At 52.3% G+C, this 14,937-nt stretch carries 14 protein-coding genes; all 14 read right to left on the minus strand.

Features of this window, described 5'->3' with window-relative positions; all coding sequences use genetic code 11:
* Nucleotides 1-329: 329 nt before the first annotated feature.
* Nucleotides 330-1,643: a group II intron reverse transcriptase/maturase gene (gene ltrA / locus aalo17_RS10775; protein ID WP_067554090.1), complete on the minus strand. Its 1,314-nt coding sequence runs from the start codon at nt 1,641-1,643 to the stop codon at nt 330-332.
* Between the two features lie 1,211 nt (nt 1,644-2,854).
* Nucleotides 2,855-3,841, minus strand: coding sequence for an asparaginase (locus aalo17_RS10780; RefSeq protein WP_067559365.1), 987 nt, complete (start codon nt 3,839-3,841; stop codon nt 2,855-2,857).
* 117 nt (nt 3,842-3,958) lie between these two features.
* Nucleotides 3,959-6,526: an AAA family ATPase gene (locus aalo17_RS10785; RefSeq protein ID WP_067559368.1), complete on the minus strand. Its 2,568-nt coding sequence runs from the start codon at nt 6,524-6,526 to the stop codon at nt 3,959-3,961.
* Nucleotides 6,523-7,656, minus strand: coding sequence for an exonuclease SbcCD subunit D (locus aalo17_RS10790; protein ID WP_067559371.1), 1,134 nt, complete (start codon nt 7,654-7,656; stop codon nt 6,523-6,525). Before aalo17_RS10790 ends, aalo17_RS10785 begins: the two co-directional genes overlap by 4 nt.
* Entirely contained in the window at nt 7,653-8,507 is an 855-nt protein-coding gene (locus aalo17_RS10795; RefSeq protein WP_067559374.1) for a CPBP family intramembrane glutamic endopeptidase, read from the minus strand. The genes aalo17_RS10790 and aalo17_RS10795 overlap by 4 nt, the downstream gene beginning before the upstream one ends.
* Nucleotides 8,504-9,016: a phosphatase PAP2 family protein gene (locus aalo17_RS10800; protein WP_067559377.1), complete on the minus strand. Its 513-nt coding sequence runs from the start codon at nt 9,014-9,016 to the stop codon at nt 8,504-8,506. Before aalo17_RS10800 ends, aalo17_RS10795 begins: the two co-directional genes overlap by 4 nt.
* Nucleotides 9,013-9,255 carry a hypothetical protein gene (locus aalo17_RS10805; protein WP_067559381.1) on the minus strand — a complete coding sequence of 81 codons (243 nt, stop codon included), beginning with the start codon at nt 9,253-9,255 and terminating at the stop codon, nt 9,013-9,015. Before aalo17_RS10805 ends, aalo17_RS10800 begins: the two co-directional genes overlap by 4 nt.
* 133 nt (nt 9,256-9,388) lie before the next feature.
* Entirely contained in the window at nt 9,389-9,931 is a 543-nt protein-coding gene (gene rbr / locus aalo17_RS10810) for a rubrerythrin (protein WP_067559384.1), read from the minus strand.
* A gap of 64 nt (nt 9,932-9,995) precedes the next feature.
* On the minus strand, nt 9,996-10,388 hold the full coding sequence (locus aalo17_RS10815) for an Inorganic pyrophosphatase (protein ID WP_067559386.1): 393 nt from the start codon (nt 10,386-10,388) through the stop codon (nt 9,996-9,998).
* A 109-nt stretch (nt 10,389-10,497) separates the two neighbouring features.
* Nucleotides 10,498-11,223 (minus strand): YoaK family protein, encoded by a 726-nt coding sequence (locus aalo17_RS10820; RefSeq protein WP_067559389.1) that lies wholly within the window; start codon nt 11,221-11,223, stop codon nt 10,498-10,500.
* Nucleotides 11,224-11,396: 173 nt separating this feature from the next.
* A complete protein-coding gene (locus tag aalo17_RS12695) occupies nt 11,397-11,606 on the minus strand; it encodes a hypothetical protein (RefSeq protein ID WP_145907682.1) in 210 nt (69 codons plus the stop codon).
* 1,157 nt (nt 11,607-12,763) lie between these two features.
* Nucleotides 12,764-13,441 carry a hypothetical protein gene (locus aalo17_RS10830; RefSeq protein ID WP_145907685.1) on the minus strand — a complete coding sequence of 226 codons (678 nt, stop codon included), beginning with the start codon at nt 13,439-13,441 and terminating at the stop codon, nt 12,764-12,766.
* Nucleotides 13,442-13,539: 98 nt separating this feature from the next.
* Entirely contained in the window at nt 13,540-14,187 is a 648-nt protein-coding gene (locus tag aalo17_RS10835) for a hypothetical protein (RefSeq protein WP_067559397.1), read from the minus strand.
* Nucleotides 14,187-14,927 carry a class B sortase gene (gene srtB / locus aalo17_RS10840; protein ID WP_082743390.1) on the minus strand — a complete coding sequence of 247 codons (741 nt, stop codon included), beginning with the start codon at nt 14,925-14,927 and terminating at the stop codon, nt 14,187-14,189. Before srtB ends, aalo17_RS10835 begins: the two co-directional genes overlap by 1 nt.
* Nucleotides 14,928-14,937: the final 10 nt, after the last annotated feature.

Below are 14,937 nucleotides of genomic sequence, written 5' to 3' on the forward strand. Positions count from 1 at the left end.
ACTGCAGTCATCAAAACGCTGATGTGCCTGTTTCACCCTGATTCGAGGACCCTGTTCCAACCTGGCCTGTCATACAGACTGGGAAGGAGGAACAATGGATCTTTATATGATTCTCCAGTTGCTGGCAAACCTGTGTGTCATCACAGAATTTGTCAGACCGCTGGTGGGGACTTTTTTCCCTGTAAAATCAACGTAACTTTCCAGGTCTCGATCATCCGAATAGAGTAGAGGGGAAATTCAGTGATTTCCGCCCCTCTCGTTGAACCGTACGTACGGATCTCGTATACGGCTCTACAGTTATATTGCCCTTGCGGGCATTCATGAATTTGCTATGATTTATTCTGTAAGTTCAGGTAACACCCGACCGGGTCGATCAGACCCGGTCGTTCTTTTTCCTTGTTGGGTAACGCAAGAACCTTTGGTGATAAGATGAAATTCACAGTCCTCCACCCAGTAGTTCGCCACAGGCCAAGTCTCGAGTTGGCAGTCTGCCGTATCTCTTCCTTGGAAAATCCCGTTTTGAACTGCTTGTTCAGAATCATGAGATTCTTGAAGAGCGTTTTCGGTCTTTTCCATTGCTTAAAGATCACTACCCGAATTTTGTGTCTTAGCCACTGTCCAAATTCTATTAAGAATCTTTTCATGGAACCAATACTGAAATAGTTGATCCATCCTCTGACTTTCTGATTAACTTTCGTAAACAGATCGGATAAAGGCATGGCAGCGGCTTTCCGACGGCACAGGAGCTCTTTCATATTCTTATAGAGTCTCTGTTTTCTGTCGTTTGCCGGCTTGCACTTCCATCCGTCTCTACCCTTCCAGAAAGTGAATCCAAGGAATGTACTTTCAGGTGGTCTGACTACATGCGTTTTGGTTGGCGAAACCTTCAGGAACAGTTTCCGTTCGAGCCAAGAGGATACAGATCTCATTACCCGGTCGGCGGCCATCTCACTTCGGCAGTAGATCGTGACATCGTCAGCGTATCTGACAAATCTCAATCCTCTGTTTTCAAGTTCCTTGTCAAATACATCCAGATAGATGTTGGCAAGGAGCGGCGAAATATTACCACCTTGGGGCGTCCCTAGGTCATTTCTATTCAGTTTCCCCTCTTCCATGACTCCGGCTTTAAGAAAAGAACGGATCAGGTGAAGGGTCTCCTTTTCATTGACCTTCAGGCGAATGATCGAGATCAGTTTGTCGTGGTTGACCATATCAAAGAACTTTTCAATGTCCAGGTCCACGACCCACTCATATCCTTCGTTGAGATATTCCAGAGTTCGCTCGATGGCCTGATGGGCGCTTCGACCTTCTCTGAATCCAAAACTGCTGTCACTGAACGTGGAATCAAATATCGGATAAAGTATCTGATACGTAGCCTGCTGGACGACCCTGTCTACGACAGTCGGGATGCCCAAGGGCCTCTTTTTCCCATTTGGCTTGGGAATATAGGCTCTGCGGACAGGACTGGGCTTATATTTCATTTCCCGGATTTGTTCTGCAAGTTCATCCCCATTCACCTCCATCCATGCTCTGATCTCATCAACGGGCATGTCATCGATTCCCGCTGAACCGCGGTTTGACACTACCTTTCTGATGGCCTTCTCCATGTTGGAGGATTCCAGAATCAAATCTGACAATCTCATTTTGCGTTTCCTTCTTTCTTACAGAGACTCCCTGACCGTCCCCATCCATTTCACCGGCTCCGGTTACGATCCTTCACCTTATGACTATTCTGACTTTCGGACTGCAGGGTAATTACTCAAAAGCGATTCGCTCACTATAACCGGCAGGAGCCTTCAGTATTACTACCTACTATGCTCCGCTCTGACTTCTCGCAGTAAACATTTTCGGACCGTATGCCACTGGCACCACCATCGCTGTTTTTAAAGCTTATTGGACTGACGTCTGCGAGATCTCTCGGGGTAAGGCACACATCTTTCTCTGCACAACCTCCTGATTTACCGTCTTGGTTTTACGTTTGCCTTTTGGGCTTTGGTTTGTGTTGCAACCTCACCCGCCATTTGGCCTTGTATCAGGTTTCTGTTCGTAGGCTCGTCAGATTGGCTACACCGCTTCTTCCATCCCAGCCTCGCGGCTTTCGACTTGCGGTTCACTACACTTGGCGGCAAATACCCGTGACCGGACTTTCACCGGCTAGATGTGCGTCATGCCCGACACACAACAAAAAGCACGATCAGTGTTCCCGCACCGACCGTGCCTTGGATGATCGCTAGACCATCTAGTGTTCGTTAAACAGCACATCGGTTGATGACCGCTGTCTGTACTTACATTATAGGCTATCCGGCTTATCTTGCAAGAACCAGACCAGGCCATCAGGTTCCTCGAATCAGATGGCTTCCCGGGGTTTGTCAGTCATGGCAGACCCCGTTTTTGCTGCAAACCAAAACAACCCACCGCACATAATCGTGACCTCTATTCACAGACAGCAGCTCTCCGCCAGCGGGTTTGATGAGCAGTCCTCGACTGCCCATCAAACTGGCTGGCGAAACAAAAAGCACGATCAGTGTAGCAGCAACGACCGTGCTCTGGATGATTGCTGGACCACCTGGTGTTCGTTAAACAGCACATCGGTTGATGACCGCTGTCTGTACTTACTGTATCCCTCAGCCAGTTGTCGGGACAACTCTAAGTTATTCAGACAACCCGCTGAGGTTTTTCGATTTCGCCAGCATTCCAGAAACCTGCCCCTGCAAGCTGCCAGGAATCAAAGTTCCCTGATTACTCAAAACAATCCACCGCACCTGATCCTAACCTCTGTTATCAGGATCTGCTCTTGCCAGCGGGTTTGATGAGCAGTCTTCGACTGCCCATCAAACTGGCTGGTGGCTGCTGCTCAATACACCCGGAAATCCTCCTGGATCTCCTCCATCGACTCCCCTTTTTTCAGCCCCAGCATCAGCAGAAGCCTTGCCTTGTGCGGCATCAGATCATACGCCGCAATGGTCTTTTCCTTCGGGTCAAATACCGCATCCGGTATGGCCTCTCCCTCCGGCAAACGGCTTGCGCGCACGATCATACAGTCTCCATCCCAGGCCTCGATCACATCCTGCACCGCCTTCGGGTAATTCCCGGCCCCCGTGCCAGCAATCACCACGCCATCATAGCTCTCCAGCATGTATCGCAGCAAGCCCGGATCTGACTCCTCATGCACATAGAAAATCTCCACCCGGGGCATATCTCTCAAGTCCACATCATTGAACCTTGATTTACTCGTGTGAAACCGGTACGCCCGGTGAATCAGCGAAACCGTCCTGTCCCGGACATATCCCAGAAGCCCGAACTCATTTTGCCGGAAGGCATCTGTGCTCATGGAATCCGTCTTCTTCACATCCCGACCCGCGAACACCATATTCGAGAACACCGCCAGTACACCCATGCCCCTGGCACTATCATCCGCCGCCAGGCGAACAGCCTGCATCAGATTCGCCGGACCGTCCGCGCTCGTTGCCGTCGCCGGCCGCATAGCCCCCGTGATCACCACCGGCTTCGTCACATCCAGCACCAGATTCAACAAAAACGCCGTCTCCTCCAGCGTATCCGTCCCATGGGTGATCACCACGCCATCCACCGACGGATCCGCCTCCAGCTGCTCCACCAGGTTCTTCACCTCACGGTAGGCCCCGAACGTGATGTCATTGGAATCCACCTGACACACCGTGTGCATCTCCAGATCCGCGATTTCCCCCAGACCCGGAACCGAACTCACCACTTCCTCTACCGGCAGTTCCCCCGCCCGGTACCCCGCGGCATCCCCCGCCGGACCGGTGCCCGCAATCGTACCCCCGGTGGCGATCACCGCGATTTTCTTCTTTTCCGCCATATGATCCTCTCTTCCACGCCTCAAGCCAGACGCCCTGACATCCGGCTGTGCCCGAACCAGGTTCTTCCGTATAGCTTGTACATCTGCTCCGCATCCTGCCCCTGCCTGCAGCCGGTTCTACACCTGCAGCCGCACATGGCTTGTGCCCTGATTCTTTTTTACCTGAATCTGGCGGTCAATGGCAGTCTTCAGCCCCGCCACATGGGAAATCACCGCCACACACCGGTACTGTGCGAGCTCCGACAGCACCTGCATGGCCTTGCTCAGGCTTTCCTCATCCAGCGATCCGAAGCCCTCGTCTATGAACAGCGTATCAATGCTGATCCCGGGATTTGCCGCCGCCACCCGGTCACTCAGGCCCATCGCCAGACAGAGACTCGCCTCAAAGGACTCGCCCCCCGACAAAGTCTGCACCGGACGCACCTCGCCGCTGAACCGGTCTTCCACCGCCAGATCCAGCCCGGTCTTTCCTGCACCCTTTTTCTGGCCCTCGCTGCGCACCAGCCGGTACTGCCCCCGGGACAGCTGCAGGAACCGCCGGTTGGCTGCCTCCAGCACCTGATCCAGGTACATCATCTGCACCCAGGCCTCCAGGGAAATCCGCTGCATGCCACTCTGCGTTCCCGCCAAGGTCCGTGCCAGCATGGATACATCCGCCGATGCCTGCTCCAGCTCTGCCTGTTTCGCAAATCCGGCCTCCAGCTTCTTCAGCCGCTGCACATCGTTTCTCAGCACATGATCCCGCTCCTCCAGACGCCGCCGGTCTTCTTCGATATCCCCCGACAAAGTCTGGCGCCGGGTTTCCAGGTCCTTCACCGCCGCCTCAGATACCTGCTCTGCGTCCGGGATCTGGTCCATCGCCGCCTGTGCTTCCGCTGCCCGCGACTCGCAAGCCGCCAGCTGCTTCCGCGACTCCTGCAGCTCCCGGTCAAAGGCATCACACCGCTGCCGCCGCTCCCGGATCTCCGCCTCCAGTTCCTGTGCACCCCGGGTGCCTGTCAACAGAGCCGCCGATGAACGCAACCCAGCCAGTTTCGTCTCCAGAGCTGTCTGTTCTTTCCGCAAAGTCTCCAGCGCCTGTTCCCTGCCCGGCACCTGCCGCTCCAGCCGGGTCTTTTCCTCCATCTGCCTCTCCAGACCCTGGAGCATTGCCTTCGATTCCCGCAGCTTCTGGTCCAGCTCACGGACCGGTACGTCTTCCAGTAACGACAGCCGTCCCTCCCGTTCATGCACCGCCGCCGCAGCCTGCTGCTGCCTGACATCCGCTTCATGCGCCTTCTGCTTCAGACGCTGTACCTGTGCTTCATCCGGTACATCCTGTTCCAGAGGCGCCGGTGCCGGGTGATCCACACTCCCGCACACAGGACAGGGCTGACCGGCTTCCAGTGACGCTGCCAGAATTCCCGCCTGTCCTGCCAGAAACCGCCGGTTTGCCCTGACCCAGGCACCATTGGCCGCCTCGAATTTTTCCAGGGCCTGTCCAAGCGTTTTTCGCACTGCCTCCAGTTCCTGCACAAGCTGCGCACGCTCACGGGCACGGGTCTGCTGCTTCTCCAGCTCCGCGAGCACCGCCCTGGTCTGCTCCAGCTGTACCGGCACCTCCCGCAGCGCCTGCAGCCGGGTCCGGTCTGTTTCCAGTTCTGCCCCGGTTTTCCGGACTTCATCGCCCTTGCGGCCGATGCTTGCCTCCAGAGCCTCCATGTCGGTCTGCAGGCTCTCGGCTTTCCGGGCATCCGCTGCCTGTTTTTCCAGACCGCCAATGGAGTTCCGGTCTTTCGCAAACGCCGCTTCCTGCGGCTCCAGCTCTCTCAGACGCTTCCGGCAGTCCGCCTCTTCCTTGAGCGCTTTGTTCTTTCGCTCCAGCAGCAAGGCCTTCCGCTTCTGTTCCTGTGCCCGGGCCTTGAGCTGTTCTGCCTGCATGATCAGCCCCTGCAATGCGGTCTCCCGTTCCTTCAGAGAAGCCCTGGAAGTGCAGATCTCCGTCGCTTCCGCATCCAGCACCTTCCGGCACGCAGCCCCATCAAAGGGCACACCGTCATACAAAGAAAGCTGCCTGCGTCCCGTTTCATTCTCCGCCACACAGGCCTTGAGCTCCTCCCGCTTCAGCCGGGCCCGTTCCTGCAGCTCTGCCTGGATCCGGTCATAGAGTCCTGTCCCGAACAAGTCCCGGAAGATTTCCTGCCGGCGCTGGGAGTCCGCCGTGAGCAGATCCCGGAAAGCACCCTGGGCAATGAGCACCGTCTGGGAAAACTGGGCCGCGTCCAGTCCCAGCAGGTCGCGGATCCGCGTTGCGGCTTCCCGGTTTTCCAGCACCCCGGTCTCCGTCTTAAGCTCCAGACGCTCGGGGTCCGGGGTTTTCTTGAATTCCTTTTTGTTTTTCTTCAGCTTCGTCTGCATGGGTTCGCGCGTGACGGTATAAACCTGTCCCTTTTCCTCGAAAGTCAGCGACACCCGGGTGACGGTCCCCGGTTCAGCGTTCTTGCACCGCAGCATCTGCGCATCCCGTTCCCGCTGCGAGGGCTGGCCATAGAGGGCATACATGAGGCCATCAAAGAGCACGGTTTTCCCCGCCCCGGTTTCTCCCGTGATCAGGATCAGGCCCTGTCCCCCGAAGGCCGCAAAGTCAATCACTTCCCGGTTCGCATAGGGGCCAAAGGCCTCCAGTTCCAGTTTCAGCGGTTTCATACAGCCTCCATTTCTTCCAGCAACTCCGCCAGCAACGCCTCCTGCCGTTCGTTCAGATCCTGTCCGTTCTGCGACCGGTAGAATTCCCGGATGTTGTCCGTCGGATCCTCGCTACGGACCGCTGCAGCCACACCCGCGGCTTCCTGGACACGGGCTTCCAGGGCTTCGTAGCCCAGTCCCACCAGGCGCGGCCAGCATTCCTGGAGATGCATCAGCGCCATGGGGTTGGGCTGTTCATCCTGCAGTGCCGCATAGACATAGGCATTCCGGTCACGGGATGCCACAAACACCGGATCCGTGAGCTCGGCCAGCGTACCGGAGAGCTTTTCAAATCCGCGCAGCGGTTCAATGGAAACCGGCTCCACTTTCACCCGCATGCCAGGCAGCGCCGATGGATCCACATCCACCACCAGTGCTCCCTTTTTCTGATTCAGCTCGCTGATGGAAAGACGCTGGAGCGTCCCGGGATACCAGACATTGTCGCCGATGCACTGCGGCGAATGGAGGTGGCCCATCGCCACATAGTCGTAGTCCCTGAAGGTGTCGGCCGCGATTTCATCCAGTCCCCCCACCATGACTGACTCCGACTCGCAGGTCGTGGCGCCAGAGACAAACTGATGGCTGATGAGGACATGGGCCTTGTCCGGATCCAGCGTCTGGCGTGCCAGGACCTGTTCCATCATGTCCTGGAAGGAAGCGGGGCGGGTGCCCAGAACCCCGGCAGTGGAAAAGGGCTTGATGAAGGGCAGGAGGTGGAAGACCACGCCGTCCAGTTCCACCGCGCGGATGGCCCCGTCATACACCGTCTCCAGGTAAATGTCGCGGTCTTCCAGAAAGGAACGGGCGTAGCCCAGCTTCTTTGGTGAATCATGGTTACCTGCGATCATGAGCACCGTCAGCCCGCTGTCCTTCAACCGGTTCATGAAGCGGTCCAGCACAGCCACAGCCTCGGCCCCCGGATCCTGCCGGTCATAAATGTCCCCGGCAATCACCAGGGCATCACACTGCAGGTCCTGCGCCTTTTGAATCACTTTCCTGAGCAGGTCTTCCTGCAGGTCCAGAAACTCCCGCGGATCCTGATGGTAAAAGGACTTGCCGATGTGCAAGTCCGATACGTGCAGAAATCTCATCCCATCACCGCCATATAGACACTGAATCCCAGGAAGGCAACGCCCACCAGCCAGAACAGGGGCGCTTTCCATACACAGCGAAACAGGGCCCGCTTTTCCATGAGCTGGTGCCAGGCCTGCCGTATGGCGGGCACCATGAGAATTGTCACGACCAGTCCCAGAACGGCCAGGACCAGGAGCAGAATGATCAGCAGTGGAAACCAGCCGACAAGCAGTGCCATGGAGTTGTTGATCACGTGCAGCAGGATTGGCACCCAGAGACTGCCGGTCTGTTCATACGCCCAGCAGAAGATCAGGGCCATGAAAAATACCGGGATCCCCTGCGTGAAGTTCATGTGCAGAAAGGAAAATGCCAGACTGCTGATGATGGCCGCAAACACCGGGCTGTACCGCTTTAGACAGTTGTAGGCGAATCCCCGGAAGAACAGTTCTTCGATCACCGGGCCGATCACGCCAATGATGAAAAACATGCCGATCTTGTCCGCCGTGGAGAACACAGCCGGCAGCTGCTGGCTGGAGGTTCCCAGAAGTGCCCAGAGCAGGCTGAAGCCAATGGACCAGAAAAAGGTCATGGGAACCGCCCGGAGAAGAGTCGGCAAGGTCCGGTGTCCCAGAGTGGACAGCCCTGTGAGGGGGGTGCCGGTCAGAACCAGGGCCATGGCCAGTGCGGGCAGGCCGCAAAGCACTGCCGCAGCCATGAACACCGTCGTACTGACGGGCCAGCCAAAGATCAGGGGCAGTGAGGTGAGAAAGCCGGCTGCCACCTGCAGGATGAGGTACGCCCAGAGGGAGATGCCAATGCGCTGAATGCGCTGCGTGCAGTTCAGCGACTGCCTGTTGTCATGATTCATATCGACTCCTTTCGATGGCGAATCGCACGGTTCCAGAGACGGGTGACGATCCAGCAGCAAAGCAGAGAGAGCACGATGCCGCCCAGCAGATCCGTCGGGTAATGCACCCCTAGATAGAGCCGGGAGAGGGCAATACCCACCGCATAGAGAAGGACCAGGGGCCACCAGCGGTTTTTCGCGAAGAGTGTCCCCCAGAACAGGGCAAAGGCTGCGGCGGTGTGGCTCGAGGGAAAGGAAGAGCCACCGGGTATGGGCCCCACCCGCTCCAGACCGGGTATGGTCAGAAAGGGACGGGGTTCCTGAAAGAGCGCCTTGAGAAGCGTGGAGCATACCATGGTCAGGGCCAGTCCAAGCAGGACACGAAGGGCCAGAGACCGGGTTTTGCGAAAGCAGAGGAGCACAGCTGCAAACGCTGTGGCGATCCAGATGGTGTTGGTGAAACACAGCACCAGATCATTGAGTGACGGCTGGCGCAAAGTCTGAAACCAGAGCAGAATCTGCGCGTTCACTGACGGTACCTGAGCTTTCCGTAATACTGCACATCCGAGGCTTCATCCATCGCCAATGGCGGAGTGTGCAGAGCAAATTCCCGCCCGGCCCAGAGAGAAGCAAAGTCCGAAAGGGAAAGCCGGGCTGTCCACCCATCGGTGCTGACAAGCACTGTGCTGCCACGCTGCTTTAAAAGAGATCTGCCAGAGCGCAGGGTATTCCCTGCCTCCAGTTCCTTCATTGCCTGTTCAATATACATAGTGACATCATATCATGGTCCATTTTCTTCCACCCATCCGTCCCGTGCTTTTGTCTGTTTCGTGCAGGAAACAGGCATGAAAAAAGCCCCCTGAGAAATCAGGAGACTTTATGATTCGGAATTCTGTGAAAGACTAGCAGTTGTAGTCGATCAGTTCCTGGAACCAGGCCTGCGGGTGAGCGCATACCGGGCACTTGAGAGGAGCCGTTTCAGACTCGGCAATGTAGCCGCAGTTCAGGCAGATCCATTTAACCTTCTCGGGCTTGGAGAACAGTGTCTTGTTTTCCAGCTGATCCAGCATGGCCTGGTACCGGTTGCGGTGGTGCAGCTCGATGTTGCCGATCATGCGCATCTTTGCAGCGATTTCCTTGAAGCCTTCTTCTTCGGCTGTCTTGGCGAAATCTGCATACATGTCAGCCCACTCGAAGTTTTCGCCTTCCCATGCATCCTTCAGGTTCTGCTCAGTACCGGGAACTTCACCGTCGTGCAGATACTTGAACCACTGCTTTGCGTGTGCTTCTTCGTTTCCGGATGTCTGGTTGAAGATGTTGCGGATTACGATATAGCCGTCCTTCTGGGCCTGTTTCGCATACCACTGATATTTTGTAAATGCCTGGCATTCACCGGCGAACGCTGTCATCAGGTTCTGTTCAGTTTTTGATCCTTTTAATTCCATTGGATGATTACCTCCGTCTGCACCCATTGTAGTCTTTTTCAGCCTAAAGTTTCAACTGGGTCAATCAATCTGCACTGGCCCAGGAAGGGGCTTCGTTTCCCCGCCGCACCAGGATGGCTTTCTGGAACTCCGTCTGATTCAGGAACTCCAGAATACGCAGAATTTCGTGTTCCGTGCACCCGGTGATCAGTTTCACTTCGCAGTCTTTTTTCAGAATATCCGCAGATACCGCAATGGCCTGCACCTTCATGCCGCCCTTTGAACCCTTGAAGACGTCGATGGGTGCCTGGTCAGAACCAGTTGTGTCCGTCAGAAACCCGTAGTCCACCGGATATACCAGGTTGCGGTACTTGAAGTGATGGCTTCCCTTCGGACGGTCGATGGTGCAGCTGCTTGACAGCAGAAGAGTATCCAGTTTCTGCCAGAAGAATATGTTGTTTTCCAGTTGACCTTCCATGATGACCCTCCAAACAATGCCTTTCCATTATATAGCCTGCTATCAGAGATTGAAACATTTTTCATGAAAATCCCTTTTGTTTCAAAGACATTCCGCAAACCAGTGAAACCTAGTGGCCACGGGGTACAAAGTCATGCAGTGAGACTTCCCGCACCCGGTCTGCATAGAGCAGCTGCACAAAAATCACCGCCAGGGGAATCAGTGCCATCCAGATCGTCCGCCCCGAAAAATACCGGCAGAGAAAGGAAGCGAGAATGCCTCCCATGACAAACACAACAAGCATCGCAGAATGCATGGTCATTCGCCGATGGACCAGGACACTGCCGGGATGGCGGAAATATTTCACCAGGGAGATCCCCAGCTGGCGCAGGTGATTGGTGCAGAACGTGGTGGCCATGGGGATGCCCCTGGCCTGGCGGAATGTGTTGTACTGCATGGAACAGATGAGATTGACTGCCACCTGTGAAATCTGGAAGGGGGCAGAATCCGGAATGAAGCCCAAAAGCAGCACTACGAGTATTTCTATTCCTATTAACAGCGTATCCCACCGGAGCATGTAACGGCGACGGATTGGCCCGGGAAGGAGTTCACTGAGCATGGATCCAAGCAGATAGGCGCTCATGGGAATCAGATAGTAGAGGGCACCGAGCCATTCTCCCTGTCCGAGTTTCATGGAAAAGAGGACAAAGTTGGCAGTCTGCGCGTTGCAGAAGACACCGCCACGGCAGGAGTAGGTGTAGGCGCCATAAAATCCTCCCACAAACATGAGCAGGAGGAAAATGTGGCGTTTCTCACATTCCAGGTAGATTTCACGATTGGTTTCTGATGCTTTCATGGGTTCAGTATAGTCCGGCAGGAAGGTGGAGATATGAGGAAAACGGTTTCAGGATTGAAAAGGGAGAGGAACGGGTCCTCTCCGGGAATGCCTATATCTATTGCATTCTGCGCAATTGGAAGAAGACTGTTAGGATGACTCTACGCCTTTCCAGTCCCCTTCATGAAGCGCGACTATTGTTTTTTTGCCTTTTCCAGCTGCTCTTCGAGTATTTTGATGTATTGGTCCTTTGCGGCGAGCTGTCGTTTCTGGTCCGCAAGCTGCCGCTTCTGATCCGCGAGCTGAGTCTGGTATTCCTTTACCTGCCGGCGTTCTTTCTTTCCTAGTGTATAGAAATGGGTGTCATAGTAATCCTGCGTTGCGGTTTCAATCATTCTTGTCATTTTCACACCTTCTGTCTCCATGAATCTGATTGCTTTCTTTCTGTCGGAATCAAACAGCCGGCCAAGCGCCAGAACTGTTTTATCCCTTGAATTTTCCCATTGTTCGTTGAGAAATACAATTCGGCTATCCACCATCCCCTCAAAAGCTTCCATGACATGACGGATATATGTATCCTTTTCTCCTGTGTATTCCAAATGGAAATTCTCCTGTGTATTCCAAATGGAAACTTTTCTTCAAGACACCCAGACTGGAAGAAAACGGCAGGATCCACAGTGACTTAACGAGCTTCTGTCCCCTGTAGTTCTTATCCATGCCAAATCCAAGGCAGGATTGATTTGACGCTTCCAAAGAAAAAGGAGAGGAACGGGTCCTCTCCGATAGTATGTATGGCGATGATGAGAAAGGTGTATGCACCTTCTTAAGAAATGGAACATCACTTTCCAAAGCGATTTAGGATTTCCGCCCATTTCCGGGTTATGAGTTTGACTGCAGGTCCCCGAAAAATATACGGCATAGTTCGGAATCTTCAACCCGTTGTTTTGTCGTACAGTCATGGCGCCGTGAAAGTCTGATTTTTCTGAAACGGATAATTATATTTCCATCATCTAATGCAAGCAAGTACTGGTTCATAGCGGATATTACTGGGTTCCCAAAAAAATAACTTATATTTGTAATAATTTACTATTTTTATTCAACTACCAAAATATTATGTCTTTCACACTATCCACTTTCAATCAATTATTATTTTTTTTGGTCGGTAACGGTGGATTTCCACATTTACAAGCTAGTCGTTTTCGTTTGATCCCAATCGTTCTACGATGTGGCATCCTAATAATTCGACCATTACTTTTAATCAAGAAATTATATTCGGGATGATCAACAATCTTTATCAGTAACTCGTCTGCTTCATTGTCTTCGAGAATTTTCTTTGCTAATCTTGTCAGGAGTACTTTATTATAATTAGGTAATCCTAGTCTTCCCTTTCTAACTCCATGCCCAGGTTGTTGCCTCAATGATTGCTTTCGAACCTTTGATAGCCGGCTATAAGCTCGTAATAAATCAACGTAGTATTCAGATGTCGTTTCGATTATCTTAAATCTTGATTTTTCATTTATATCATGCAAAACACTCACAACCTCTCTACATATTCTCACCTTTATTTTTTTCGGGATATTTTATTAGGTGCATCTTTTTGAATAACAAAGTAATCGGTTTCTTTGGGATCCACTATCATATAATTAAAAGTTGTAGAGTTATACGGGTTTTTAAGCTCATTTTCTATCTTTTTATATTTGACCCAATTCCCTTTTTTGATCGGTTTACACCCCTTTACAATAATGGAGACTTGAGCACAAGGCGTCTTATCATCATAAGGACCCAACCAACCATAAAACAATAAATCCGGCTTTCTTTTTAATACAAAATAAACATTAGTCGCTTTACGTTTATCTATAATAGTTTGGATTATTCCACTAGATGAATAGCCAAAAAAAGATCTTTGTAATCTTGATATCAATTCAGTTTTTTCAAATAGAGTTCCAAGTATAAAACCCGCAAGCCCCGCAAATAGTATATAGAAAGATATTTTCCACATAATCCCCGTAGGGCTAGAGTCACGTATCCCTTCAAATAAACAGATATTCGAAATAATCCAATTACAGATAATTTGAGTTAATACGCTAAATGTAAGAACGTCAATCGTATTGAGCTTTTGGTTTTCTGCTCCATTCCGTATTGATATAAGTTTAAGAAAAAAAGCACCAGGAAGATAAAACGAAAGTAGCGATACGGCTATTTTAAATAAATTTTCAAATGAGAATAATTTCAGTGTCATATCGTAATCTAATGATGGTTTTGACAGGTGAATGATTTTAACCAAATCCCTTCCTTAAATTCAAAAATGGGAGAGTATACTCCCATTTATATATTTAATTAGTTTCTGGCTTTCGACCGTTTATCGGCTCCAAGCAGGATGAACAGAGCTGCACCGCCAATCAGAATCCAGAGTCCAGGCTGGGCATAGACAGATGTCTTTGTCTTCTGAGCCTTTTTCGGATCCCGGGCTGTAGTTGGCTGTGCCGGGGATTTAGGCGCCTTATATTCAATAAGGAACGCTGTATCCATCTTGCCCTTGTCGCTCGAGGCGTCCGACTGTGAGCGATAGGCAGTGATCACACTGCTTAAACCGCCCTTGTCATCATTGACCACCGTAACGCGGACAATCAGCTTTTCATCCAGTCCGGAGTTGTTCTCTCCCTTGTTCAGACCGGCTGACAGCTGGTAATAGTAGTTTCCAGACGCTGAGAAGGAAACAGGTCCAAGACTTGCCTTTCCTGCTCCGTCAATGGAAACTTCAGCTGTTGCGGGTGCCGGAGCACCATCAAGAGGTTCCAGCTTGAAACTGGTCGTAAGGTGGACAGTATCGGCCGGTTTGTCCGAATCTTTCGTAAATTCCGTTGTGACTGGAATTTGTACGTCAACTGTAGGTTCCTGTGCCATTACAGCAGAAGGAGCGAATGCCAGAAGAGAAAGTGCACCGGCAAAGCCGATTCGCATCAGTTTTTTGAGAATGCCTTTCATCAGCTGTCTTTCACCTCCCGTTTGTTTTCAAGTTTGCCAAAGACGATCACTCGCCCATTGGTTTCTGTGTCATAACATGTGGACAATGCGATCACCTGAGAATCAGAAGGAACTGACCGATAGTATAGTGCCTTCTGTTCCAAGTAGGAAATCACACCTGAAGCCGAACCTATATAAGAGGAAGCATTGTAGACCACCGGATCTCCCGCATCTGTCTTCAGTACAGCAAACAGGGAAATATCCCACGTGTTTTTGTCATTGTACAGTGTTCCCGTCTTGTGAGACTCGAAATACTTTTTGTCCAGGAACTTCGTTACATCCCCGTACATACCGCCATTTTCCATATGGTGACCATACGTCAAATTGTAGGCATCCGAGAAGTCACGATTGTTCAGACACGAAAGGAAGACAGATCCGGACAGGGCAAACTCTCCCAGAGCATCCTTGTTCACATACTCCATATCATCCTTGCCCTGCGTGACAGGCTGATCGATATGGGTATCGTCAACAGTTATCCACCCGATCACATCCGGATTGATCTTCATCAGTTCAGCCAGAGAATACACATGACCTTCCGACGGCTTGAACTTCATCATCTCGGAACCGTACCCTGCCTGATTGATCAGCCAGTTATCGTACAGCGAATAGCCACCATACAGCATCATGCAAAGCACGAGCAGCATGGCAACAAACGTAACGAACCGGTCACCAAGACGGGCAATCCTAGCCGCATTAGACATCAGTAATTCT

The sequence above is a fragment of the Faecalibaculum rodentium genome (assembly GCF_001564455.1).
In the GTDB taxonomy this organism is placed as follows: Bacteria; Bacillota_I; Bacilli_A; order Erysipelotrichales; family Erysipelotrichaceae; genus Faecalibaculum; species Faecalibaculum rodentium.

What these genes read in the sequence shown, in the direction of transcription:
- ltrA (WP_067554090.1), bottom strand. Translation starts at nt 1,643, where the DNA reads ATGAGATTGTCAGATTTGATTCTGGAATCCTCCAACATGGAGAAGGCC.
- aalo17_RS10780 (WP_067559365.1), bottom strand. Translation starts at nt 3,841, where the DNA reads ATGGCGGAAAAGAAGAAAATCGCGGTGATCGCCACCGGGGGTACGATT.
- aalo17_RS10785 (WP_067559368.1), bottom strand. Translation starts at nt 6,526, where the DNA reads ATGAAACCGCTGAAACTGGAACTGGAGGCCTTTGGCCCCTATGCGAAC.
- aalo17_RS10790 (WP_067559371.1), bottom strand. Translation starts at nt 7,656, where the DNA reads ATGAGATTTCTGCACGTATCGGACTTGCACATCGGCAAGTCCTTTTAC.
- aalo17_RS10795 (WP_067559374.1), bottom strand. Translation starts at nt 8,507, where the DNA reads ATGAATCATGACAACAGGCAGTCGCTGAACTGCACGCAGCGCATTCAG.
- aalo17_RS10805 (WP_067559381.1), bottom strand. Translation starts at nt 9,255, where the DNA reads ATGTATATTGAACAGGCAATGAAGGAACTGGAGGCAGGGAATACCCTG.
- rbr (WP_067559384.1), bottom strand. Translation starts at nt 9,931, where the DNA reads ATGGAATTAAAAGGATCAAAAACTGAACAGAACCTGATGACAGCGTTC.
- aalo17_RS10815 (WP_067559386.1), bottom strand. Translation starts at nt 10,388, where the DNA reads ATGGAAGGTCAACTGGAAAACAACATATTCTTCTGGCAGAAACTGGAT.
- aalo17_RS10820 (WP_067559389.1), bottom strand. Translation starts at nt 11,223, where the DNA reads ATGAAAGCATCAGAAACCAATCGTGAAATCTACCTGGAATGTGAGAAA.
- aalo17_RS12695 (WP_145907682.1), bottom strand. Translation starts at nt 11,606, where the DNA reads ATGACAAGAATGATTGAAACCGCAACGCAGGATTACTATGACACCCAT.
- aalo17_RS10830 (WP_145907685.1), bottom strand. Translation starts at nt 13,441, where the DNA reads ATGACACTGAAATTATTCTCATTTGAAAATTTATTTAAAATAGCCGTA.
- aalo17_RS10835 (WP_067559397.1), bottom strand. Translation starts at nt 14,187, where the DNA reads ATGAAAGGCATTCTCAAAAAACTGATGCGAATCGGCTTTGCCGGTGCA.
- srtB (WP_082743390.1), bottom strand. Translation starts at nt 14,927, where the DNA reads ATGTCTAATGCGGCTAGGATTGCCCGTCTTGGTGACCGGTTCGTTACG.